Genomic DNA, 22,534 nt, shown 5'->3' with positions numbered 1-22,534 from the left:
ATTTCAACTTTACGTTTGCGTCACTATGATACCTAATTAAAACATTACCACTTTACCATAGCAACGTACAATCATTTCCTGTAACGCTCAACCTCTTTGTGTTTTTAATGTACGATGTGTTCTTTACAAAAATTACTAATAATATCCGTCTTCGAACTGATGTGATCTTTGCCTGATTGCTATACACTAATAAAGTTCATGTCAAATAAGAGATAAATGAACTGCTATTTGTTATATATGGAGGGAGAGTTGTCTATGACTCATGCACAATCTGGGAATGTACAGTCGGGCGAGAACAAGTCCGTCTTTAGTTTGTTCCGCAATCGCTTTGTCCAAGCGATTATGGTTGCGGGTCTATTTATGCAAATTGGGGTATGGGTACGGAACTTTGCTGTCCTTTTGTTTGTCATGGAAATGACAAATGGAGATCCGTTCGCCGTCTCAATGGTATCCGTAGCTGAGTTTGCGCCTATTTTTATTTTTTCCTTTATCGGAGGAACATTTGCAGACCGGTGGCGTCCGAAGCGGACCATGATATGGTGTGACTTCCTAAGTGCTTTGTCTGTGTTCGCCGTGATGTGGACGATCGTCTTAGGAGATTGGCATGCCGTTTTCTTCACGACCTTTATTTCAGCTATTTTGTCTCAATTCTCGCAGCCTTCATCCATGAAGCTGTTCAAGCAGCACGTGCCAGAGGAGATGCTGCAGGCCGGCATGTCGATATTCCAGACGATGGTAGCCTTGTTCATGGTTCTAGGTCCAGCAATCGGCACGACCATCTTCCAACATTATGGGATACAAGTGTCGCTTGTGATTACAGGGATTGCGTTCATTCTGTCGGCAGTAGCACTTCTGTTCCTTCCTGCTGATCATGCAGAGGACAAAGAGAAGCATAAGCAAACGAATGTGATGCAGGAACTGGCGGCAGGCTTCCGCTATGTCATGAAGAGTCGCCTATTGAAGCCGCTTGGCGGTTGTTTTGCTTTTGCTGGATTGGCAATTGGATTGATTCAACCGATGGGTGCCTTCCTTGTAACGGAACGGCTTGGGTTGCCGAAGGAGAATCTTAGTTACTTGGTGATGGTTAACGGCGGTGCAATGCTTATTGGCGGTGCGCTGGCCATGGGCATTTCGAAGAAGCTGCTTCCGCAGCACATGCTGGCTGTCGGGATGCTGATGAGCAGCGGAGGCATGCTGATGGCAGGCCTCTCTACGCAGTTGTGGCTGACGCTGGTTGCTCAGTTCATCAGTGGATTGTTCTTGCCTTGCATTCAAATTGGGATTAACACGATGATTTTGCAAAATACTGAAGGTGATTTCATCGGTCGCGTTAATGGTATTCTTAGCCCGATGTTCACGGGTGCCATGGTACTGACGATGTCATTATCAGGAGGTATTAAGCAGCTTACTTCTATTGTATTTATATATGAGGTAGCAACCGTGCTCTTCATATTGGGTATTCTCGTGATGCTTCCAATCTTGCTTACGCGCAAGCCATCACCGAATGATTCGCTTCAGCGGACGACAGGTACGGAAGGCTAATGCTGTTCAATACGAGAGATGCTGATTCTATTTGTCCGTAACAGACATACACGAATCCTGCTCGAATAGAATATCGGAACAACTGCGGCGGCCCATTGACATTGGGTACGCCGCGTGTTCATAATATAGGGATAATAGTTGCAAGACAGGTCAACAATTGATGACGAGAACGAGTACGCTATGAAGCAGTCTGAAGAGAGTCGACGGGTGGTGCGAGTCGATGGCTGACATGGCCGAATATCCTCTCCGAGATTCCCTGCTGAATGCGAACTGTGCGCCTCCTATTCTTTGGGGTTGCAGGGCACAGACGTTTGAGTAAGCAAGGACGGCAGTTCCACCGTTACCCGGATTCGCGATGAATACGCGGCCAAGCGCTGCAGCAGAACAGGTCGATTTCCGAAGAGGGAGCGATGTACAGCTGCAGAACAAGGGTGGTACCACGAGCTCAAACTCGTCCCTTCTTAGGGATGAGTTTTTTCTATTTGTAGAGGTTGTACTTTCATTATCACTGTGTACAAAATACGTATATTCGATCGAAAGCGAGGAACCGACAATGGAAACGACCCAAGCAGCACCTGCAGTTACTATGGAACATATCGTTCGTGCACATCACGTGCTCAAAGAAGTCATCGTTCGGACACCGCTTCAGCGTGACCCCATATTGTCCGCTAAGTATGACTGCAATGTGTATTTGAAGCGTGAGGATTTGCAGATTGTCCGCTCATTCAAGATTCGCGGCGCCTATAACATGATTCGCCACCTGACGGAGGAGGAGCTTGAGCGCGGTATCGTCTGTGCAAGCGCAGGCAACCATGCGCAGGGAGTCGCCTATTCCTGCCAAGCACTGCAAATTCAAGGCACGATCGTAATGCCGAGCACGACGCCAAGCCAGAAGGTAACGCAGGTGAAGCGTTTCGGTGGATCATATGTCAATGTCGTGCTGACTGGGGATACGTATGACGATGCGTACGAGGCAGCCATGAACATCTGTGAGGAGAAGGGCAGTACGTTCATCCATCCGTTCGATGATCCTTATATCGTAGCAGGCAACGGAACGGTAGGCATGGAAATTATGGAGTCGCTGGAAGGCGCGGCAGACTATGTGTTCGTAACGATTGGCGGTGGCGGCTTGGCGGCAGGGGTAAGCACCTATGTGAAGACCGTTAGTCCAACAACTCGCATCATCGGTGTAGAGCCAGAAGGAGCAGCGTCGATGACTGCGGCATTGGAACGCAAGGAAGTACTTACGCTGGATACGATCGATAAGTTCGTCGATGGCGCTGCGGTCAAGCGGGTTGGACAACTGCCTTATGAAATTTGCTCGAATCTGCTGGATGATGTGATTCAGGTACCGGAAGGCAAGGCCTGTACGACAATTCTTCAGTTGTATAACGAGAATGCGATTGTAGTTGAACCCGCGGGTTCCCTGCCGATTGCAGCCTTGGATCTGTACCGGGAACAGATTCGCGGTAAAAATATCGTATGTGTTATTAGCGGGGGCAACAACGATATTGATCGAATGCAGGAAATTAAAGAGCGTTCTCTCATTTATGAAGGCCTGAAATACTACTTCACGGTGAACTTCCCGCAGCGGGCAGGAGCCCTTCGTGAGTTCTTGCAGGATGTGCTCGGTCCGAACGATGATATTACGCGCTTCGAGTATAATAAGAAGCATAACAAGGATAATGGGTCTGCGCTTGTCGGCATTGAGCTGAAGTATAAGGAAGATTATGAGCCGCTCATTGAGCGGATGAACAAGAGGGGCATCCAATACATTGAGGTGAACAAAGACAAGACGCTGTTCGATCTTCTGGTGTAATCGGATAGTACTTGGATGATAGAAGTGTTCGAGGGTTCAAGTTTGCACTCGCAGTACGCGAGGAGTGGACAATCGGTGTTGAACTCGCTGGACGATACGGGTATATTTATTAACAAAGTGTGTTAGGGCAAAGAAAGGTTGATGACTGGTGGACAATCCGAATCCAAATCATAGCTCCAACTTTATACGCAACATCATTGTTGATGACTTGAAGGAAGGCCGCGTAAACGATATCGTTACACGCTTTCCGCCTGAGCCGAACGGCTACTTGCATATCGGACACGCGAAGTCGATATGCTTGAACTTTGAGCTGGCGCGTGAGTTCAAAGGCCGTGCGCATCTGCGCTTCGATGATACGAATCCGCTGAAGGAAGATACTGAATACGTCGAGTCCATTAAAAAAGATGTGGAGTGGCTCGGCTTTAAGTGGGACGGACTCTTTTTCGCGTCTGACTACTTCGAAGAGATGTACAATCGTGCAGTATTGCTGATTAACAAGGGGCTTGCGTACGTAGACGATCTGTCTGCGGATCAAATTCGCGAGACACGCGGTACGCTCACAGAGCCTGGACAGAACAGCCCGTACCGGGAGCGTTCGGTAGAAGAGAATCTTGATCTGTTCGCTCGTATGCGGGGTGGCGAATTCGGCAACGGCGAGAAGGTGCTTCGTGCCAAAATCGACATGTCGTCACCGAACATTAACTTGCGTGACCCGGTTATTTACCGTATCGCGCACACTACTCATCACAATACAGGCGATGCATGGTGCATCTACCCGATGTATGCATTCGCACATCCGCTTGAGGATGCAATTGAAGGTGTAACGCACTCGATCTGTACGGTTGAGTTCGAGGATCAACGTCCGTTGTATGACTGGGTCGTCGAGCAAAGCGAGATGGAGAAGACGCCGCATCAGTATGAATTCGGGCGCTTGAACTTGACGAATACCGTGATGAGTAAGCGCAAGCTGAAGCTGCTCGTAGACGAGAATGTTGTAGACGGTTGGGACGATCCGCGCATGCCGACTGTTTCCGGTCTTCGCCGCCGTGGATTTACACCAGAGTCGATCCGTACGTTCTGTCGCGAGATCGGGGTAACGAAGTCGAGCGGTGTTATTGATTTTAAATATTTGGAGCACTTCCTGCGTGAAGACTTGAAGCTGAAGGCGCCACGGACAATGGGCGTATTGAAGCCGCTTAAGGTCGTCATTACGAACTATCCGGAGGGACAAGTAGAATGGCTGGATGCGGAAGTAAATCCGGAGAACCCGGAAATGGGCGTTCGTCAGATCCCATTTTCTCGCGAGATTTACATCGAGCAAGATGACTTCATGGAGAATCCGCCGAACAAGTACTTCCGCCTGTTCCCAGGCAATGAAGTGCGCTTGAAGCATGCTTACTTCATCAAATGCAACGACTTCGTGAAGGATGAGAACGGAAATGTAGTAGAGATCCATTGTACGTACGACCCTGAGACGAAGAGCGGAAGCGGGTTTACCGGCCGCAAAGTGAAAGGGACCCTTCACTGGGTGGATGCTACACATGCAGTTCCGGCTGAGTTCCGATTGTACGAGCCGCTCATTCTTGATGAGCAAGAGGAAGAGGACGAGTCCGCGTCCTTCTTGGAGCGCATTAACCCGAACTCCCTCGTGGTGGAGCAAGGCTTCATCGAGCCGAATATGAAGGATGTGGAGCCGCATGACAAGTTCCAATTCTTCCGTCACGGGTACTTCAATGTGGATCCGAAAAGCTCAGAACCAGGCAAGCCTGTGTTCAACTTGACGGTATCCTTGAAGAGCTCGTTCGCATTACCGAAGCAGTAAGAAATAACGGGAGTGACCTTGTGTCCCCTATAGCGCCGCATCTTGACGCGATAGACACCTGCTGGTGTGCTGTTGTTCGATAGTGAAACAGTGCATCTAGCAGGCGTGAAGATGAAGGAGGTCTTTCGATGAAAGGCAAAGTCGTATTACTAACATCAGATACAATTGGTGCTGCTGAGAATGGCCTTGGAGCAACGATTCTGGAGACATTCCTGACACTTGTGAAGCAGCAGGAACAGCTTCCAGCCGCAGTGTTCTGCATGAATCGCGGAGTGCTCGCGCTGACTTCTCAATCGCTCGCATCCTTGCAGCTTGCTGAGCTGGAGAAGCTCGGCGTGCCAGTGCTTGCTTGCAAGACATGTGCTGATCATTATGGAATTGCAGACAAGCTGGCAGCAGGACAAATCTCTGGCATGGGTACGTTCGTCGAACTAGCAGCCAGTCATGAAGTGCTGACTATTGGATAGCCGTTAGGCTTAAGTTGCATAGCAACAGCTCAATGATGGAGCTGCCCACAAGACCGGATTCTCTTGGGAGAGTCCGGTCTTTTCCTTTTATGTAAGAGGCATGGATTCTATCTAGTAATGGAACCAGATGTAAAGACAGGCAGAATGAACTTATCAAGAGGTGTGGAATAATAGATTTTCTTCATTCATACGTATAATCACGAGATTATGTAAAGGATGGGGATGAGGATGTCAGTCGGAGCGCGATTTATTAAGGTGGCTGCTTTTTATTTCGTTATCGGCGTACTTGCAGGACTGATTGCAGGCGCAACGAAGCAATTTCAATATGCGTCGCTTCATGCGCATATCGGCTTGCTGGGATGGGTATCGCTCGCCATCAGCGGACTTGTATACGTGAAGTTCCCGAAGGCGGGGGATAGTTCGCTTGGCAACGTGCATTTCTGGCTGCACAACATCGGACTTCCAATTTTTCTTGTTGGATTAGCATTAGCGGTTAATGAGGTAGCGGCTGCGACGGCCTTGTTGATCGGGGGCGGAGTGATTTCAGTGCTGGCGGCTTTGGTATTTGCCCTTAATGTATGGAGTAATGTGAAATCATAAGCTGCTTGTACGTGAAAGATGATGCGTGAGATGATGTCGGAGTCCTGAGAGGGAATGGAGTAGCATCTTCATCATGTATACGGAATGAACAGGAAAGGCAGGAACAGCGCTATTAACTGCACCTCCAATCGCTAGATGGTGTCTAACAATTGGGGTGCAGTTCACTACCGATCCTGCCTTTCTGCCATTTATGCAATCGATTATCCGATCCCTATTCCTATAGACGAACTGCGGTAGATACCGATTCGGCGATAATCTCATCGGCAGTGACTTCGCGTCCTAGCGCACTGGACATATAGATGCCCTGGCTGATCAGCATCGTATTCAGTGCCAGCTCTGCGGTAGGAAGCAGCGGTACAATCCCGTTCAGCGCTGCAATCCAATGACCTTGGGAAGAATCATAAGCCCATTCATTCGGATTAAGAAGGTGTCTGCGACGATTCATCGCCTGGACGTCCACTGTTGCGTTGAGATCCATATCTGACACAGTATGATGGAAGCTGAACGGATGCTGTCCTTGGCTCGTTTGGTATGGCATGCGAAGTCCGCCCTTGGAGCCCACTATGCTGCTTCCTTCGAAGCCATCCAAGTAGATTGCCCACGCTTCGATGATATCGAGCGTTAAGCCTCCCTCGAATTTTACGAGGCCGAGGCCGAGCTCTTCAACGTCGAATTTGCTAGTTTCCCGGCGTTCCTGGAGCATCTCCATCTCTTGATAGGTCTGTCCGCTAATCCGTGTTACCCGAGGCATACCAAGCAAGTAAAGCAGCTGAGAGATATGGTATACGCCCATATCGTATAGGGCGCCTCCAGAAGCGATGGATTTCTGCGTGAAGGACGGAGTGCCATAGCCGTCAACATAAGGGCGTCCACGACGGCGGAAGCCCGTTGAACGAGCGTGGTACAGCTTGCCTAACTGCCCATCCTCAATTAGCGTCTTTGCGGCCTTCGTCTCCGCGTTATATAAGGTAGCCAGCTGGATATGCAGCATGCGTCCGGTTGCCTTAGCAGCTTCAAGCATGGCTGCACCGTCATAATAAGAACCGGCAATCGGCTTCTCGCAATATACATGCTTGCCTGCTTCCAATGCTGCTATGGTGATTGGCGCATGGAAGTTGTTGTGCAGGCATACATCAACAGCCTCGATATCATCACGCTTCAGCAGCTCGCGGAAGTCCGTATACACATGCGGGACTTGATACTGCTCGGCTACTTTCCGAGCTTCTGCTTCATTCACATCGCATACAGCAACGATTTCTGCACCGCTGACGCGGGCGTATTCATCCAGATGATGCTTGCCGATTTGTCCGACGCCAATGATGGCAATACGTCTTGATTCCATCGTTCTCCCCCTTGGTACTCTGTTCTAAGCAGCTAGGCTGCATCTGCATACGGGAGCGCTGTTGCGGGGGCGCAGCGTAACAGGAATTACACGGGGCTCTCCCTGTTAGGCGGGCAATGAAGCCAGATGACCCTTCAACTTCCCGATAGCCTCTTCCATAGCAGTCAGCTGTTCATGTGGCGCATTGTACTCAATTGCCCAATACCCGTCATAACCAGCGTTCTTCAATGATGCCAATCGTTCCTTGGCCTGCTGTGATTCAATCAAGCGATAATCAACATGGGTATGTCGTACCCATGGCGCAGCCTGCAGGTCGCCTTCCGCGGCATAAGCGTCTAATGTGTCCGATGACGTCATGCGAAGTGAGAAGGAATCTCCCGTAGGCTTCCATCGCCCAAGATGAAGCAGAATTCCGTAGTTCGGGTGATTTACTGCTTCAGATATGCGAACCAGCGTGTCAGGTTGCAGCGCACAGCCGGTATGATTCTCAGGCCCAACCCAGTACCCTCCCTCAGCAGCGCGCTGTGCGTACTCACGGTATCGCATCGTGATGTATTCAAATGCCTCATCGCTGAGCACATCATCTCCATGGTGAACAGCATCAATACGTACAGACTGTGCCCCCATGATTTCGGCTGCGCGAAGATGGGCAAGTGCATTCTGATGCAGTGCCTCGCGTATTTCTGGATCGGGATCCCAGATGTGAGCACGATCAACCGCAATATTCACGAGAGCCATCTCACGCTCCACAAGAGCGTCTCGAATTCGCTGCAGCATATCATCATCCGCAACCTGCCATAGCGGGCGTGTCGTATCTGCAAAAAAGGCGTTCCAGAAATCAATGGCGTGCAATTGATACCGTTTATGGACGGTTGCAATATAAGCGAAAATATCCATCTTGCCCTCAACTCGCAAGTTATTGAATGAAAATCCGCCAATAGACAGTTTCATGCTGTTCCTCCTTATGCGAAAGGTGATGAGCTTGCTTTCGTATCTTGGGAATAATGAACTTGAAACTCGGTATTTCATCTGTGAGAAGGTATGGGAAGTGAGTTTGATTCGAGAGTAGCAGATTATGTAAGCGCGGACAATGTGCTAAATTTGCCATAATGACACCGTTTTCATATTAAATGAATACTTGAACGCACTGTATCTTCAGAATACGGACGATTGCACATATTGAGATTGGCAGCGGGAAAATAAAAAGCCCGCAAAAGCTGCGGGCTGAAGAATGTCTCGTATGATGACTATAGAACGCGCTTGGCACCGACATACGTGCGCTTGGACCATGAAGATGACATGCTGGTCACTACGACTTGGTATGCACTGCCTGAAGAAGCATTCAAGTATTGGTTATTGCCGATATAGACACCAACGTGAGAGATTGTGCTGCCATTGTTCGCGAAGAATACGAGATCGCCAGGTATTGGATTGCTTACGCGATATCCGACATTATACATCTCCCGGGATGTCCTTGGCAGCGATACGCCGTTCTTACGGAATATATATTGAATATATCCAGAACAGTCGAAGCCGCTAGGCGTTGATCCACCCCATACATACGGTACGCCGAGGTAACTGCGTCCGGTGTTGATGATGCGAGAAGCTGCACTTTGTACAGAAGCGGTCGTGACAGACTTCTTTTGCGGAACGCGATCAACGCGAGGAATACTCTTCAAATAATCGGGTGTCCACTCAAAATCCAAATCAAAAGCGTTCATCAAAAAGCGAAACGGAATATATGTATTATCTCTGTATGTCCAAGGCTTGCTACCCATGTCGATCGTCTCGCCATTCACATCGGCAGAAGCGCTGTCTGTACGAAAACGGATAGTCGTCGTACCATTCGAGAATTCAATGTTGTTCACGCTGGAGTTGACAGCGGACCAAGACAGGGAGTAACCCATTTGCTCCGCGAAGGCGCGGACTGGGACATACATATTTTGATTTTCATCAATAATGGGAATAATATCGGTAAATTGTAAGGCATTACCGTTGACGTGGATCGTGGCTTGCTTAGGCGCGTCGGCAGCAAAAGCCTTCGTACCTAGTGTGCTATCTGCAAACAGCAAGCATCCGATGACTGCGCTTGCTGCAAGAGCAGTCCGTATGGCGGTTTTCACTACATCTCCTCCTCAGCTGTTAAAAATGTAAATTGATTACTAAAAAATCGACAAAACCAGACTAACATAATTTTAAAAAAGCTGGCAATAGTCTGGAAGTATTAAAAATGACAAAACTGTAACTAAACTGTAACCGAAGTGTTAACCCTTATACATCAAGGGATTTGAGAAATTTGAATTGAATACGAACTGTGAAAAAATAATAATGGAAATGTAAGTAGATGTTATTTCTGTTGCAATTTATTCGAAATTCGACTGAAAACAGGCGCAGCAAACTCAGGTCTGGCGCGGAGAACGCTGTAATAGTGAAATAGAACAGAGGAGAGGTGACAGTCTTGCAAGTCCATGTAAAAGAAATGAAACCACATGAATGGATCGGTAGTTGCGGCAATAATCAAATCATGATCAGGCAACAGGCAGATTCGTCTGGATCTGCTTCATTAAATAGGCCCTTCGACCTATGGATGATGAGCTTAGCATTCGCGGTTGCGGAATCGATTCGCAGTTATGCAACGGAGAAAGCATGGGATTTACAGTCCCTTCAAGTCGATGCGGTGGATGAAGTGAGTGATCAGGGCAAGCTCCTGTACGTTACATTTCACATAACAGCAGCTGGACTTCAGAAGGAAGAACGCGACGAAGTATTCAGTGCAGTGCGGACTACTTGTACACTGCTAAGACTGGTGAACAAAGAGATTGAAATGTATTTTGCTGATCGGCTTGCGAACGAATGAATGAAGCCGCAATAAAACCCAGCACCCTCTATAGGATGCTGGGTTTCTTCATACACCCTAAATTGGAATATATTAATAATTCTAAAAGATATCGTTTGTGTCTTATATATGTAATCATAGAGGTAGGGCGAAGATCCATCTCATGCAACAATAGATTCACACTTTGAGTTATGTTCAATATATTGATTATGATATTATAAAGCTTGAAGACACGCAGCTGAATAGGGTGATTATCCTTAGCTGTGAATGTGAAGTATAGGAAAAAGAAAGCGGTACCGAACCGCTACCGTGCTCGTGTGCCGGCAAGGGATGGAGGTATAGGCCTTGTTGAAACCGTTTCACCAGATGTATCAGAAGCACTTTAAGAAGAAATTATTTAATAAATTAATTGCGATATATTCACTCATTGCAGTTGCTTCCTTAGTGACGGTATCTGTGTTTGCCTATGAGTTCTTTGCGCGTAAGGATGTCAGCAACGCACTCATGGAGCAGCAGCGCACGGTAGATACCATTAACCGATACATTGATCAGAAGAATGATCTAGCCCAGGCGATCGTCCAGCAGGTGTATCAGGATAATCTGCTCATCCAGGATACCGTCTACTTGCTGAATGAGGGATATGAACAATATATCCGCTATCGCTTGGATGCCTACAGCTCGAGCAACATGTTCTATGTGCGTAAAATGCAGGAATTCTTCATGCTCCAGTTCTGGAAGGATCCCGATTTGCAAAATATTAATCTCATCAGCCCTACGAAGCAGTTCGCTTATATGTATACAAGTGATGGAGTGAAGGGCGGGCTCTATGACTGGAGCCAAGATCCGCAGATGAATACGCAGTGGAAGATGAATCGCTATGGTGAACGCGTCTCTTCTTATACGAATCAGAGTAAAAAGGAAGAAACTTCAGCCGATATACAAGATATACCTTTACTGCGCCACTCGGATCGCTTGGTCGATATGCTTGACCAAGATGGATCCAAGCGATTAGAGAAGCAGGCTCAGGCTTCTATTCCTACAAAGACCAATGTGATTAAGTCAGAGTCGGAGAAGCTGCCGCTTATCAGCTTCACGAATCGAGTGAGCAGTCCAGAATCTTTGCTGACAGCAGGACACATTACGATTGATTTCAATGCGAACGGAATTGGGCGTCAGATTGGGTATTCCCTTCGAGGTGAGCAATGGATTGTACTAGATCAAAAAGGTGAGATCATCTATCCGGCTTCCCAATCACAGGGGACGTCGACATGGGCCGATGTTGAGGAACTGTCCAAGCTCGAGCGCAATAAGCCGCAGTCGATTCAGGTAGATGGGAAGTCCTCCTATGTAACGGTCTCTCAGACGAATAAGCTGGGACTGTATGTCGTAGGCGCATTGCCGGAGGCAGCCATTACCGATCATTTGTCTGGACTGAAGAATACGATTGGCATTGTGACGATACTCTGTATATTTGCCGTTCTGATGGTGACCTATTTATCGGTACTCCATTTATCCCGCCGTACGCAGACGATTGTGATGGCGATGAAGAAAGTGCAGGAAGGCAATTTGAACGCAAGGTTGCCCGTTACGCGTGAAGATGAGCTCGGTCTCATCGCGGGTAGTTTCAATCAGATGTGTGAGGATTTGAAGCAGTACATTAATAAGGTGTATAAGTCCGAATTGAAGCAGAAGCACGCGGAACTGATAGCGCTGCAGGCGCAAATTAAGCCGCACTTCCTATATAACACGTTAGAGGTTATCCGGATGCGGGCAGTATCCAAGGGCGCTCATGATGTCGGGGAAATGATCTACAGCCTGGCAGCGATGTTCCGTCATATGGTCAAGGACAAGACGATCATTACCGTGAACGAAGAGATTGAGAACTGCCGCCGATACTTGGAGCTGACCCGAATACGATATCGAGACAAGCTGCAATTCACCATTCATATGGATGAGCGGCTTGGCGGCTATAATACGATGAAGCTGTCGGTTCAGCCACTCATCGAGAATTATCTCGTACATGGCATTGTCTTGGATCGGAAGGATAATCATATCCGCATTGAGGTTACGCAGCACCAGGGAGATCTGATCATTCGGGTGAGCGATAATGGCAAGGGGATTGAACCAGAACGGCTGCAGGAGATTCAGAATGATCTGGAGCAGCCGCAAATCCAGGATCATGGTTCGCTTGGTCTGAAGAATGTGCAGGAGCGCCTCCGCATTCTGTATGGAAATGAATATGGATTGACGATAGACAGTACCTTGCATGTAGGTACGACGGCAACTGTTCGGGTGCCGCTGCAATAATAGCGTGGTGAACACTTCTAGTACCACTTCATAATGGAAAGCAGACAAACTTTCGTGTGACTAGGGTTGGGGGGGATATAGATGTACGATGTATTCTTAGTCGATGATGAGCCGTTTATTATTGAAGGATTGCAATCTATATTAGAGTGGAATGATTACGGTCTCCGTATTGTTGGGCAAGCGGAGAATGGAGAGGCCGCCTGGGACATTCTGAAAGATCACCCTGTCGATTTGGTTGTGACTGATATTATGATGCCGAAGATGACAGGCTTGCAGTTGATTGAGAAGGTTAAGCAGGCGCATCCGCATACACGTTTTATTATTTTGAGCGGGTACAATGAATTCGTCTACGTGAAGGAAGGCATTAAGCACGGGGTTGAGAACTACTTGTTGAAGCCAATCAACATTGATGAATTCCGCTCTACGCTGGAGAATACAGTTCAGAAGCTGGATCAATCCCGCATGCATCATATGGTGGAGCTGCACAATCGGGACATCCTGCGCGACAACGTGCTGTTCCGCTGGCTGCGTGACCGCATTCATATGGAGGAGCTGCAGCAGCGTGCGGATCTGTTGGATATTCATTTCGTGCATCCTTATTATATGGTCGTTCTTGTTCGTCCTGAGGTTCGGAAGGACAATGAAATGGACTATATGAAGCAGGATGAGGTTGCTTCTCAGGCGAAGCATCTGTTGGATGAGAAGTTCGGTGGATTTTGCGTGCGCGAGTGGGACGGAGAAACGGCGATTGTTCTTGGCTTATATAATCGTGAGGACAAGCAGGAAGCGATAGAGAAGCTGGTGCAATGGAAGGCAGAGACGGAGCAGAATCTGCAATCGGTGCTGGAAGTCACTGTCGGCAGCGTGCAGGAGGGGTATGCCAAAGCCTCTGTCAGCTTCGATCATGCGAAGCAGGTGCAGCCATACCATCTCGTTCGAGTAGATGACAGTATTATAGATTGTGATGAAATTGAGAGTTATCGATCCTCGCGTCCTTCTTCGGTACAGCCGGAGACGGAACCTTACGTGAAGCTGCTCTATGCACGAAATAAGGAAGGGCTGCGCGAACAGCTTGAAGCAGATTTCGAGCGTTTGTCGGATACGGACGGTGTCACGCCGCGCGACATGCGGAACTTCGCTGTAGAACTGCTCATCGCATGGAAACAGTCTGTGAAGGGGTCAGCGGTGCTGCAATTGAATGATGAACGCGATTGGTTCGATGACGTGTATCATATTCAGACGCTTGATGCCTTGAAGGATCATGTTCTACAAGTGGCGGCACATGTGATTGAATTGATGAGTGAACCGGAGGACATGAGTCCTGTCGTCAGACAGGTGCTGCATGATATCCAAGAGCGCTACGCGGAAGAACTTTCACTTAAGACACTCAGCCAAGTGTATAATATTAACCCTGTATATCTGGGGCAGTTATTCCAGAAGGAAGTCCAGTCGACGTTCTCTGATTTTTTGAATAAGACACGGATTAACAAGGCGAAGGAAATGCTGACAGGAACAAATTATCGGATGACGGATATTGCAGCCAAGGTTGGATACTGGGATAAAAGCTACTTCTACAAGCAGTTCAAAAAGTATGTTGGCATTTCTCCAAAAGAGTATCGAGAGATCCATAGTGCAGCGAATGAATTGGCATAATAACCAGCATTGGAAAGGGCATCCATGGCGAAGTGACGCTGTGTAAGCCCTTTCTTTATTTTGTACACCAAATCTAAAGTTTATTGACTATTGGAAGCGCATCAGTTGAGTTACCCTATAAGTACAACATAGCAACGGGGGATGATGGGATGCAATTCATCAAAAATGCCTTTCGGAGCTTAAACCGCAATCGAATCTTTCTGCTAATGGTTCTTCCGGGAGCCTTGTGGTTTTTGTTCTTCTCCTACCTGCCGATGTTCGGAACTGTGATCGCTTTCAAGGACTATCGTTTCAGCCGAGACGGCTTCCTTGCCAGCTTACAGCAAAGCGAATGGGTAGGTTTTAAAAATTTTGAATACCTTTTCAAAACGAATGATGCTTATGTCATCACAAGAAACACGATACTATACAACGTAGTTTTCATCGTTATCGGTCTTGTATGTGCCGTAGCAATGGCAATCATCTTGAGCGAAATTGTGAATAAACGGTTGGCAAAATTGTATCAAACCGGGATGTTCCTGCCTCACTTCTTGTCTTGGGTTATCGTCGGTTACTTTACATTCAGCTTCTTGAGTGTAGATAAAGGGGTAATGAACCAATTCCTTACTTGGATGGGCAAAGACCCTGTATCCTGGTACTCCGATACGACGTATTGGCCTTACATTCTCGTCTTCCTGAATATTTGGAAGGGTGTCGGTTACTCCAGTGTCGTATACTTGGCAGCCATTGTTGGTATCGACAAGACGTATTATGAAGCAGCGATGATTGACGGCGCGAACAAGTGGCAGCAAATTCGCCACATTACGCTTCCAGCGATTACACCGCTCATTACGATTTTAACGCTACTCGCCGTGGGACGTATCTTCTATGCAGACTTCGGTTTGTTCTATCAAATTCCGCGTGACTCCGGTCCATTGTATGCGGTAACGAACGTAATCGATACTTACGTATATCGCGGTTTGAAGGCGACAGGGGAAATTTCAATGAGTACGGCAGCTGGCTTGTATCAATCATTAGTCGGATTCATTCTTGTCATGACCTCGAACTGGATCGTTCGAAAATTCAACAAAGACAATGCGTTGTTCTAGGCTAGGGGGGAATGACTTTGCGTAAGACTAAACATCGCGACGTTCATGAGTTGTCCAGAGGTACGAACCTTTTGTTCAATATTATTGCTGGTGGATTCGCTCTACTCTGTGTCTATCCGTTCCTTTTCGTTATCGTTATCTCGTTAACGGATGAAGAATCATTGGCACGCAAGGGATACACACTGTTTCCTGAAAAATGGAGCTTCTCGGCTTATGAGTACATTTTCAAAGCTGGGGATCAGTTGCTCAATTCCTACGGTATTACGATATTTATTACGTTAATTGGTACGTTGATTAGCTTGGTGGTTATCAGCTTGTATGCTTATGCGATATCTCGCAAAAACTTCGAGTACCGGGGATTCTTCTCCTTCATCGCATTCTTTACGATGCTGTTCAACGGTGGTCTCGTACCAACGTACATGGTCATTACGCAAGTGTTGGGGTTGAAGGATTCGATCTGGGCGCTTATCTTGCCGCTCATCATGAACGCGTTCTACGTACTCATCATGCGTACGTTCTATAATACGACGGTACCAGACGCGATTATCGAATCTGCTAAAATTGATGGTGCTGGTGAATTGCGGGCATTCATTACGATTGTACTTCCAATCTCATTACCGGGGATTGCCACAATCGGCTTGTTCGCGACACTCGGCTTCTGGAACGACTGGTTCAATGCTTTGCTCTATATCGACAATCCGTCGCTCGTACCATTGCAGTCCATGTTGATGCGTATCGAGAACAGTATGCAGTTCTTGCTGTCGAACGCACAATTGAACTCTTCCGGTCAATCGCTCGAAATGCTGCGGACATTGCCGCAGGAAGCAACTCGGATGGCGCTTGTCGTACTGGCAACATTGCCAATCGCATGTGCGTATCCATTCTTCCAACGCTACTTCGTTCAAGGCTTGACGATTGGTGCGGTAAAAGAATAACTCTTTACCCTATGGTTATTCCCGGATGGCGGCGATGATCATTGCCGCCTCTGGAAATAATATAAACATTCAGCGTGGTACAAAAAGGGGAGGTAACAAAATGGCTAAGGCAAAAAAAATGCTGATGATGACATTCTGCCTCATCATGGTCGCATCTTTGGTTCTCGCAGGTTGCGGAAATAAAAAAGATGAAGCGGCTGGCACAGCAGGAGACAAAAAAGACGAAAAGCCAGTAGAACTGATCTGGTACACGATCGGTACTCCGCAAAAAGACGTTGACAAGGTAATGGAGAAAGTCAGCGAGTACACGAAAGAAAAAATCGGCGCTACAATCAAAATGAAAATGTTCGACTGGGGCGATTACAACCAAAAGATGCAGGTAATCGCCGCTTCTGGGGAACCTTTTGATATCGCTTTCACGTCCTCATGGGCATTTGATTATGTACAGAACGCGAAAAAAGGCGCGTTCTATGAACTGGATGAGCTGTTAGACAAATACGGTCAAGATATTAAAAAGAACGTTCATCCATCCTTCTTGGAAGGTGCTAAAATCGAAGGTAAAACATACGCGATTCCTGTAAATAAAGAGCTACCAGCTCAAAAAGTATTCCGCTTCAACAAGAAATATGTTGATAAGTACAACATCGACATCAACTCCATCAAGACTTTGGACGATTTGGAGCCAGTTCTTGCAAAAGTAAAAGCAGGCGAGCCTGGATTGTATCCAGTGTCTGCTGACAAGCAATTCAAGTTCGGTGTTCCTTACGACTTGGTTAACGAAAACTTGCCAATCGGTGTAGCATTGACGGATACGAACGACTTGAAACTCGTCAACGTTCTGGAACAACCAGACATGATGAAGAGCTTCGAGACGATGCATGAATACTACAAAAAAGGTTACGTAAAGAAAGACGCGGCTACAGCACAAAACGGCGATGAAATGAAAACGGGCAAATGGTTCGTTGACATGCCGGACACTCAACCGTTCGCAGACAACCAATGGTCACAAACGCTCGGCTATCCAGTTGTATCTACTCCTTACACAGAGCCTTATGTTTACAACTGGTCTGTAATGGGTTCGATGCACGGTATTTCCGCGAACTCCAAGTACCCAGAGAAAGCAATGGAATTCTTGAACTTGCTCAACTCTGACAAGTACTTGCGCAACCTGGTGAACAACGGTATCGAAGACGTTCACTACAAACGTATTGACGATAGCACAGTAGAATACTTGCCTGCCAAGACAGAAGGTTACGATATGCCAGCATTTACACTTGGTAACTTCTTCATCTTGGATAAGTTGCCTTCTGACCCTAAAGACAAATGGGAACAATTCGCGAAATTCAACGATTCCGCGAAAAATGCGCCGCTTCTCGGCTTCCACTTCAACGCTGACAGCGTGAAAACTGAGATTACGGCTTTGACAAACGTAAAAGAAGAGTTCTATGCATCTCTGTATACAGGTTCTGTAGACCCTAAAGTTTACGTTCCAAAAGCAGTTGAGAAATTCAAGCAAGCTGGCTTGGATAAAGTAATGGCTGAAATGCAAAAACAATTGGATGAGTGGAAAGCATCCAAGAAGTAATCAATATCGGGGCATGATTGAATTTCGCCCAGCAGCAGATTTGACAACTAGAGCATGGCGACAACAACGTGCAGAGCGAAATGAATAGCCCTTTGTATCCAATCAGGTGGAGCGCTTCGCTTCACCTGATTGTGTACTATTTTGGACAAATAATTGGTTGTTTTTTCACATCCTAATCATTACAATATAATTGATATATTAATTATCTTATTTGCTATAATACAAATAATTCACTTGCGTTGTGATCATAAGTGAAAAGGAGAGAGCCGACATGGAACGTCTACCACAAGCCGTGCTTCGCGTGATGGAAGAAGCAAAGACTAAATTGGCCTATAACCCGAAATTGATGGAGCAGTTCCTGAACTGCTTCCCGAATACGCTGCAAACAACAACTAAGCTGCATGAAGACGGTACATCCTACGTCTTTACTGGAGATATTCCAGCCATGTGGCTGCGCGATTCCAGCGCTCAGGTACGCCAATACATGCCGCTTGCGAAGGACGATGCGGATGTGCGACGCGTCATTGCCGGATTAGTGCGCAAGCAGCTGAAATATATTCAAATCGACCCTTATGCAAATGCATTTAATGAACAAGAAGTAGCACTGGATGAAATTCATCACCGTGACCAAACGAAGCTGAACGGCTGGGTATGGGAACGCAAGTATGAGATTGACTCCCTCTGCTATCCGCTTCAATTGTCCTATTTGTATTGGAAAGAGACAGGGGACACTTCCCTATTTGACGGTGAATATAAGACGGTTGCCCATATCATCATGGATCTGTGGACGACGGAACAGCGTCACTTTGCGCAATCGCCATACCGCTTCGAGCGGATGGATTGCCGCAAGACAGATACGCTCAAGAACAATGGCATGGGTATGCCGGTCAACTATACAGGCATGACATGGTCTGCATTCCGTCCAAGTGACGATGCGTGCACATTTGGCTATTTGGTTCCTTCCAACATGTTCGCGGTTGTTGTGCTGCGGTACTTGGAAGAAATCGCAACAACGGTTTATGAAGATGCGCCGTTTGCCGCGAAGGCTCGCGCACTGATGGAAGAAATCGACGAAGGCATTCAAGCGTACGGCATCTTCCACCACCCGAAATACGGCAAAATCTATGCTTATGAAACAGATGGCTTCGGCAACTATAACCTGATGGACGATGCGAACGTGCCTAGCTTGCTCGCGATTCCGTACCTTGGTTATACAACGGCAGACGATCCAATCTATCAAAATACACGCCGCTTCATTTTGGGTGAAGAGAATCCTTACTTCTACTCCGGTAAAGCAGCGAAGGGTATCGGCAGCCCGCATACGCCGGATCAATACATTTGGCATATTGCCTTGTCGATGCAAGGCTTGACAGCAAACTCGCAGGAAGAGATTGCTTCCCTGATCGAGCTGCTCACAACGACAGATGCAGGCACAGGTTACATGCATGAAGGCTTCCATGTGGATGATCCTGCACAGTTCACACGTGAATGGTTCGCTTGGTCGAACAGCTTGTTCTCAGAACTGATTTTCCGCGAACATTGGCTTAAAGGGGAATAAGCAATAAGCAAGCCAATCGCTCATGCAGCAAAGTCAGATCATTAGGAATACTGGCACCTCTATCACACACATCATGGAAGAGAGGGAAACAACATGACAAAAAAGACAGCCCATATCATTTCTCATACACACTGGGATCGCGAATGGTATATGCCTTACGAGTATCATCACACTTTATTGATTGAATTGATGGATACGCTCCTTGATACACTCGATAACGATCCAGGCTTCAAGAGCTTCCATCTGGACGGACAAACGATCATGTTGGAAGACTACTTGCAGGTTCGCCCTGAAATGAAGGAGAAGCTGACGAAGTACATTCAAGAAGGCCGCATTCATATCGGCCCTTGGTACATTCTGCAGGATGAGTTCTTGACAAGCAGCGAGGCGAATGTGCGCAATATGCAAATCGGTCATCGCGATGCGAAGCAGTATGGCGGCAACATTTCCAAGGTTGGCTACTTCCCGGATTCATTCGGTAATATGGGCCAAGCGCCGCAGATTTTGAAGCAATCCGGCATTGATGTGGCTGTATTCGGCCGCGGTGTTAAGCCGACTGGATTCAACAACCAAGTATCGGAAGATGCAGCATATGAATCGCCGTTCTCCGAGATGATCTGGGAATCCCCAGACGGCTCGCGCGTCATCGGTATTTTGTTCGCGAACTGGTACTGTAACGGAATGGAAGTACCTGTGGATGAGCCGCAGGCAGTCGCTTATTGGGACAAGCAAATTCCGAATGCGGAGAAATTCGCATCTACACGCCACTTGTTGTTCATGAACGGGTGTGACCACCAGCCGATTCAAACAGATCTGTCCAAAGCGATTGAAGTGGCGAAGAAGCTGTTCCCGGATGTGGACTTCGTTCATTCCAACTTCAACGATTATGTAGATGAGCTTCGCAAGGAGCTGCCTGAGAACCTGCAGACAGTACACGGCGAATTGCGCAGCCAACGTACAGACGGCTGGTATACGCTCGTTAATACAGCGTCCTCCCGTGTGTACTTGAAGCAAATGAACGCAGAGAACCAGACGCTGCTTGAGAAGGTAGCAGAGCCGCTTGCGGCAATTGCGCACCAAGCAGGCAAGCCATACCCACACCACCTGTTCGTGTATGCGTGGAAGACATTGATGCAGAACCATCCGCATGATAGCATTTGCGGCTGCAGCGTGGACGAAGTGCACCGTGAAATGGTGACACGCTTCGAGAAGTCGAAGCATACAACAGAGACAATTATTAATGAAACGGTAGACAGCCTGCTGAAGCAGATTGATACATCCATATATAGCGGCAAGCAAGCTGTGCCATTTACCGTATTCAACTCGACAGGATACAATCGCGACGGCGTAGTGGAAGTGACAATCGAATTGTCTCGCCGCTACTTCCGAGAAGCTCATCCGATGAAGCTGGCAGCGGAAATGAAGAAGGATCCAATCGTACCAGGCGCAGTTGTCGACGCAGACGGCAACGTGCTGGATTGCGAATGGGAAGATGCGGGCGTAGTCTTCGGCTATGACTTGCCGAAGGATAAGTTCCGTCAGCCATACATGGCGCGTGCAGTGAAGGTGCGCTTGCAAGTACAAGACATCCCTGCATTCGGTTATAAGACGCTTGCTTGGGTGACAGGCGCATCGAAGGAGCAAGGGGCTAGCCTTGTGACAGGCGAGTTCACACTTGAAAATGATCGCTTGAAGGCAGTCGTTGCGGAAGATGGTTCGCTTACGTTGACAGACAAGTCGACTGGCCATACGCATGCTGGCCTGAACGTATATGAAGATGCAGGCGACATCGGGAACGAGTACATGTTCCGCATGCCTGCAGGCTCCAAGCCGCTTACGACGGCAGGGCTAAAGGCAGAGCGCAAGGTTGTAGAAAATACGCCATACCGTGCGGTAATCGAAGTGGCGCATAACTGGAGCATTCCGGTATCCGCTGACGATAAATTGGAAGAAGAGCGCCGCGACATTGTGGACTTCAACCTTCGCAAGGCACAGCGCTCGACTGAATTGGTTACATTCCGCATCATCACTCGCTATACGCTCGATCGTGGTGCGAAGCGCGTCGATGTTCATGTAACGATGGACAACAAGTCCAAGGATCACCGCGTAAGAGCGTTGTTCCCAAGCGGCTTTGAGTCCGAAACACACTTGGCGGAATCGATCTTTGAAGCGGCACGCCGCAACAACATTCCAGCGAAGGAATGGGAGAACCCAAGCAACGATCAGCATCAGCACACATTTGTCAGCGTAAGCGACGGCAAGCTGGGCTTGACGGTTGCGAACAAGGGCTTGTTCGAATACGAAGTATCGCAAGACAACAAGAACACGATTGCAGTTACGCTGCTTCGCTCTTCCGGCGAGCTTGGCGACTGGGGCTACTTCCCGACACCAGAAGCGCAGTGCATCGGCGTTCATACGGCTGAATATGCAATCATCCCGCATGCTGGCGACGTAGTTGCTTCTGGCGCTTACGCGGAAGCACATTCGTTCCAAGTGCCTTGGGTTGTACGCCAAGTAGAAGTGCAGGAAGGCAAGTTCCCAGTGAACCATGCATTCCTGGCATGGAACGGCGAAGGCGTAGCGTTCTCCTCCTTGAAGATGGCAGAAGAGACAGGCGACATGGTCGGCCGTTGGTTCAACTTCAAGCATGAAGAAGCTGCTCTGAACGTATCGCTTCCAGAAGCTGCGAAAGGCTTCTACCGCAGCAACATCATGGAAGAAGTTCAAGAGAACATTGCTTCTACGAATAACCGTGAAGTAAGTGTTGCGTTGAGCAGTGCTGAGATCTTCTCGCTCGGTATCCAAAAATAATACGTATGATCATAGGAAAGGGGGTGTCCCAAAAGTCTAAAAAGACTTGGGACGCCCCCTTGTTTTCAAATATGTAAAACAAAAAGAAACCGTTCTTTAGTAAAATGGAAGTACCACCCACCATTTACGAAAGGAACGGTTTCTTTGTACATTCAATATAGCATGGATC

Annotated in this window: 16 protein-coding genes and 1 other annotated feature; of the genes, 13 read left to right on the top strand and 3 right to left on the bottom strand. The window is 47.8% G+C overall.

Annotated features, from left to right (window positions below; all coding sequences use genetic code 11):
* Positions 1-255: 255 nt before the first annotated feature.
* The 5 genes from RQP50_RS19620 to RQP50_RS19600 all read left to right on the top strand — a co-directional run bounded on the left by RQP50_RS19620 (position 256) and on the right by RQP50_RS19600 (position 6,250).
* Positions 256-1,542, top strand: coding sequence for an MFS transporter (locus tag RQP50_RS19620; RefSeq protein WP_072729103.1), 1,287 nt, complete (start codon positions 256-258; stop codon positions 1,540-1,542).
* A gap of 151 nt (positions 1,543-1,693) precedes the next feature.
* Positions 1,694-2,004: a binding site (T-box leader), on the top strand.
* A 91-nt stretch (positions 2,005-2,095) separates the two neighbouring features.
* Positions 2,096-3,361, top strand: a complete 1,266-nt coding sequence (gene ilvA / locus RQP50_RS19615; protein WP_072729102.1) for a threonine ammonia-lyase IlvA — start codon at positions 2,096-2,098, stop codon at positions 3,359-3,361.
* 148 nt (positions 3,362-3,509) lie between these two features.
* A complete protein-coding gene (locus tag RQP50_RS19610) occupies positions 3,510-5,183 on the top strand; it encodes a glutamine--tRNA ligase/YqeY domain fusion protein (RefSeq protein ID WP_315746451.1) in 1,674 nt (557 codons plus the stop codon).
* A gap of 128 nt (positions 5,184-5,311) precedes the next feature.
* A complete protein-coding gene (locus RQP50_RS19605) occupies positions 5,312-5,650 on the top strand; it encodes a DsrE family protein (RefSeq protein WP_021257232.1) in 339 nt (112 codons plus the stop codon).
* Between the two features lie 228 nt (positions 5,651-5,878).
* A complete protein-coding gene (locus RQP50_RS19600; protein ID WP_072729100.1) occupies positions 5,879-6,250 on the top strand; it encodes a cytochrome-c oxidase in 372 nt (123 codons plus the stop codon).
* Positions 6,251-6,467: 217 nt separating this feature from the next.
* Here RQP50_RS19600 and RQP50_RS19595 read toward each other — a convergent pair whose 3' ends face one another.
* The 3 genes from RQP50_RS19595 to RQP50_RS19585 form a co-directional block, all read right to left on the bottom strand.
* The gene (locus RQP50_RS19595; protein ID WP_315746450.1) at positions 6,468-7,592 is read right to left on the bottom strand and encodes a Gfo/Idh/MocA family protein; all 1,125 of its coding nucleotides are present in this window, start codon (positions 7,590-7,592) and stop codon (positions 6,468-6,470) included.
* 105 nt (positions 7,593-7,697) lie between these two features.
* Complete coding sequence (locus tag RQP50_RS19590; protein ID WP_315746449.1) at positions 7,698-8,543, bottom strand: sugar phosphate isomerase/epimerase family protein; 846 nt, start codon at positions 8,541-8,543, stop codon at positions 7,698-7,700.
* A gap of 296 nt (positions 8,544-8,839) precedes the next feature.
* Positions 8,840-9,715 (bottom strand): C40 family peptidase, encoded by an 876-nt coding sequence (locus RQP50_RS19585; protein WP_268624111.1) that lies wholly within the window; start codon positions 9,713-9,715, stop codon positions 8,840-8,842.
* Positions 9,716-10,050: 335 nt separating this feature from the next.
* Between RQP50_RS19585 and RQP50_RS19580 the strand changes: the two genes are divergently transcribed.
* The 8 genes from RQP50_RS19580 to RQP50_RS19545 all read left to right on the top strand — a co-directional run bounded on the left by RQP50_RS19580 (position 10,051) and on the right by RQP50_RS19545 (position 22,365).
* Entirely contained in the window at positions 10,051-10,449 is a 399-nt protein-coding gene (locus RQP50_RS19580) for an OsmC family protein (protein ID WP_028533371.1), read from the top strand.
* Positions 10,450-10,773: 324 nt separating this feature from the next.
* Complete coding sequence (locus tag RQP50_RS19575) at positions 10,774-12,735, top strand: sensor histidine kinase (RefSeq protein WP_072729095.1); 1,962 nt, start codon at positions 10,774-10,776, stop codon at positions 12,733-12,735.
* Positions 12,736-12,816: 81 nt separating this feature from the next.
* A complete protein-coding gene (locus RQP50_RS19570) occupies positions 12,817-14,388 on the top strand; it encodes a response regulator transcription factor (protein ID WP_021257225.1) in 1,572 nt (523 codons plus the stop codon).
* A gap of 149 nt (positions 14,389-14,537) precedes the next feature.
* On the top strand, positions 14,538-15,476 hold the full coding sequence (locus RQP50_RS19565) for an ABC transporter permease (RefSeq protein ID WP_065293760.1): 939 nt from the start codon (positions 14,538-14,540) through the stop codon (positions 15,474-15,476).
* 11 nt (positions 15,477-15,487) lie between these two features.
* The gene (locus RQP50_RS19560) at positions 15,488-16,411 is read left to right on the top strand and encodes a carbohydrate ABC transporter permease (protein WP_028533372.1); all 924 of its coding nucleotides are present in this window, start codon (positions 15,488-15,490) and stop codon (positions 16,409-16,411) included.
* A gap of 100 nt (positions 16,412-16,511) precedes the next feature.
* The gene (locus tag RQP50_RS19555) at positions 16,512-17,996 is read left to right on the top strand and encodes an ABC transporter substrate-binding protein (RefSeq protein WP_072729094.1); all 1,485 of its coding nucleotides are present in this window, start codon (positions 16,512-16,514) and stop codon (positions 17,994-17,996) included.
* Between the two features lie 271 nt (positions 17,997-18,267).
* The gene (locus tag RQP50_RS19550; RefSeq protein WP_315746447.1) at positions 18,268-19,554 is read left to right on the top strand and encodes a glycoside hydrolase family 125 protein; all 1,287 of its coding nucleotides are present in this window, start codon (positions 18,268-18,270) and stop codon (positions 19,552-19,554) included.
* 93 nt (positions 19,555-19,647) lie between these two features.
* Entirely contained in the window at positions 19,648-22,365 is a 2,718-nt protein-coding gene (locus tag RQP50_RS19545; RefSeq protein ID WP_315746446.1) for an alpha-mannosidase, read from the top strand.
* Positions 22,366-22,534 lie beyond the last annotated feature (169 nt).

The organism is Paenibacillus suaedae, assembly GCF_032337355.1.
GTDB lineage: Bacteria > Bacillota > Bacilli > Paenibacillales > Paenibacillaceae > Paenibacillus_B > Paenibacillus_B suaedae.
This window is presented reverse-complemented; position numbering and strand designations above follow the sequence as displayed.

Coding starts and splice junctions, on each gene's coding strand:
- RQP50_RS19560 (WP_028533372.1), top strand. CDS start 15,488: ATGACTTTGCGTAAGACTAAACATCGCGACGTTCATGAGTTGTCCAGA.
- RQP50_RS19590 (WP_315746449.1), bottom strand. CDS start 8,543: ATGAAACTGTCTATTGGCGGATTTTCATTCAATAACTTGCGAGTTGAG.
- RQP50_RS19550 (WP_315746447.1), top strand. CDS start 18,268: ATGGAACGTCTACCACAAGCCGTGCTTCGCGTGATGGAAGAAGCAAAG.
- RQP50_RS19555 (WP_072729094.1), top strand. CDS start 16,512: ATGGCTAAGGCAAAAAAAATGCTGATGATGACATTCTGCCTCATCATG.
- RQP50_RS19620 (WP_072729103.1), top strand. CDS start 256: ATGACTCATGCACAATCTGGGAATGTACAGTCGGGCGAGAACAAGTCC.
- RQP50_RS19600 (WP_072729100.1), top strand. CDS start 5,879: ATGTCAGTCGGAGCGCGATTTATTAAGGTGGCTGCTTTTTATTTCGTT.
- RQP50_RS19605 (WP_021257232.1), top strand. CDS start 5,312: ATGAAAGGCAAAGTCGTATTACTAACATCAGATACAATTGGTGCTGCT.
- RQP50_RS19565 (WP_065293760.1), top strand. CDS start 14,538: ATGCAATTCATCAAAAATGCCTTTCGGAGCTTAAACCGCAATCGAATC.
- ilvA (WP_072729102.1), top strand. CDS start 2,096: ATGGAAACGACCCAAGCAGCACCTGCAGTTACTATGGAACATATCGTT.
- RQP50_RS19595 (WP_315746450.1), bottom strand. CDS start 7,592: ATGGAATCAAGACGTATTGCCATCATTGGCGTCGGACAAATCGGCAAG.
- RQP50_RS19570 (WP_021257225.1), top strand. CDS start 12,817: ATGTACGATGTATTCTTAGTCGATGATGAGCCGTTTATTATTGAAGGA.
- RQP50_RS19545 (WP_315746446.1), top strand. CDS start 19,648: ATGACAAAAAAGACAGCCCATATCATTTCTCATACACACTGGGATCGC.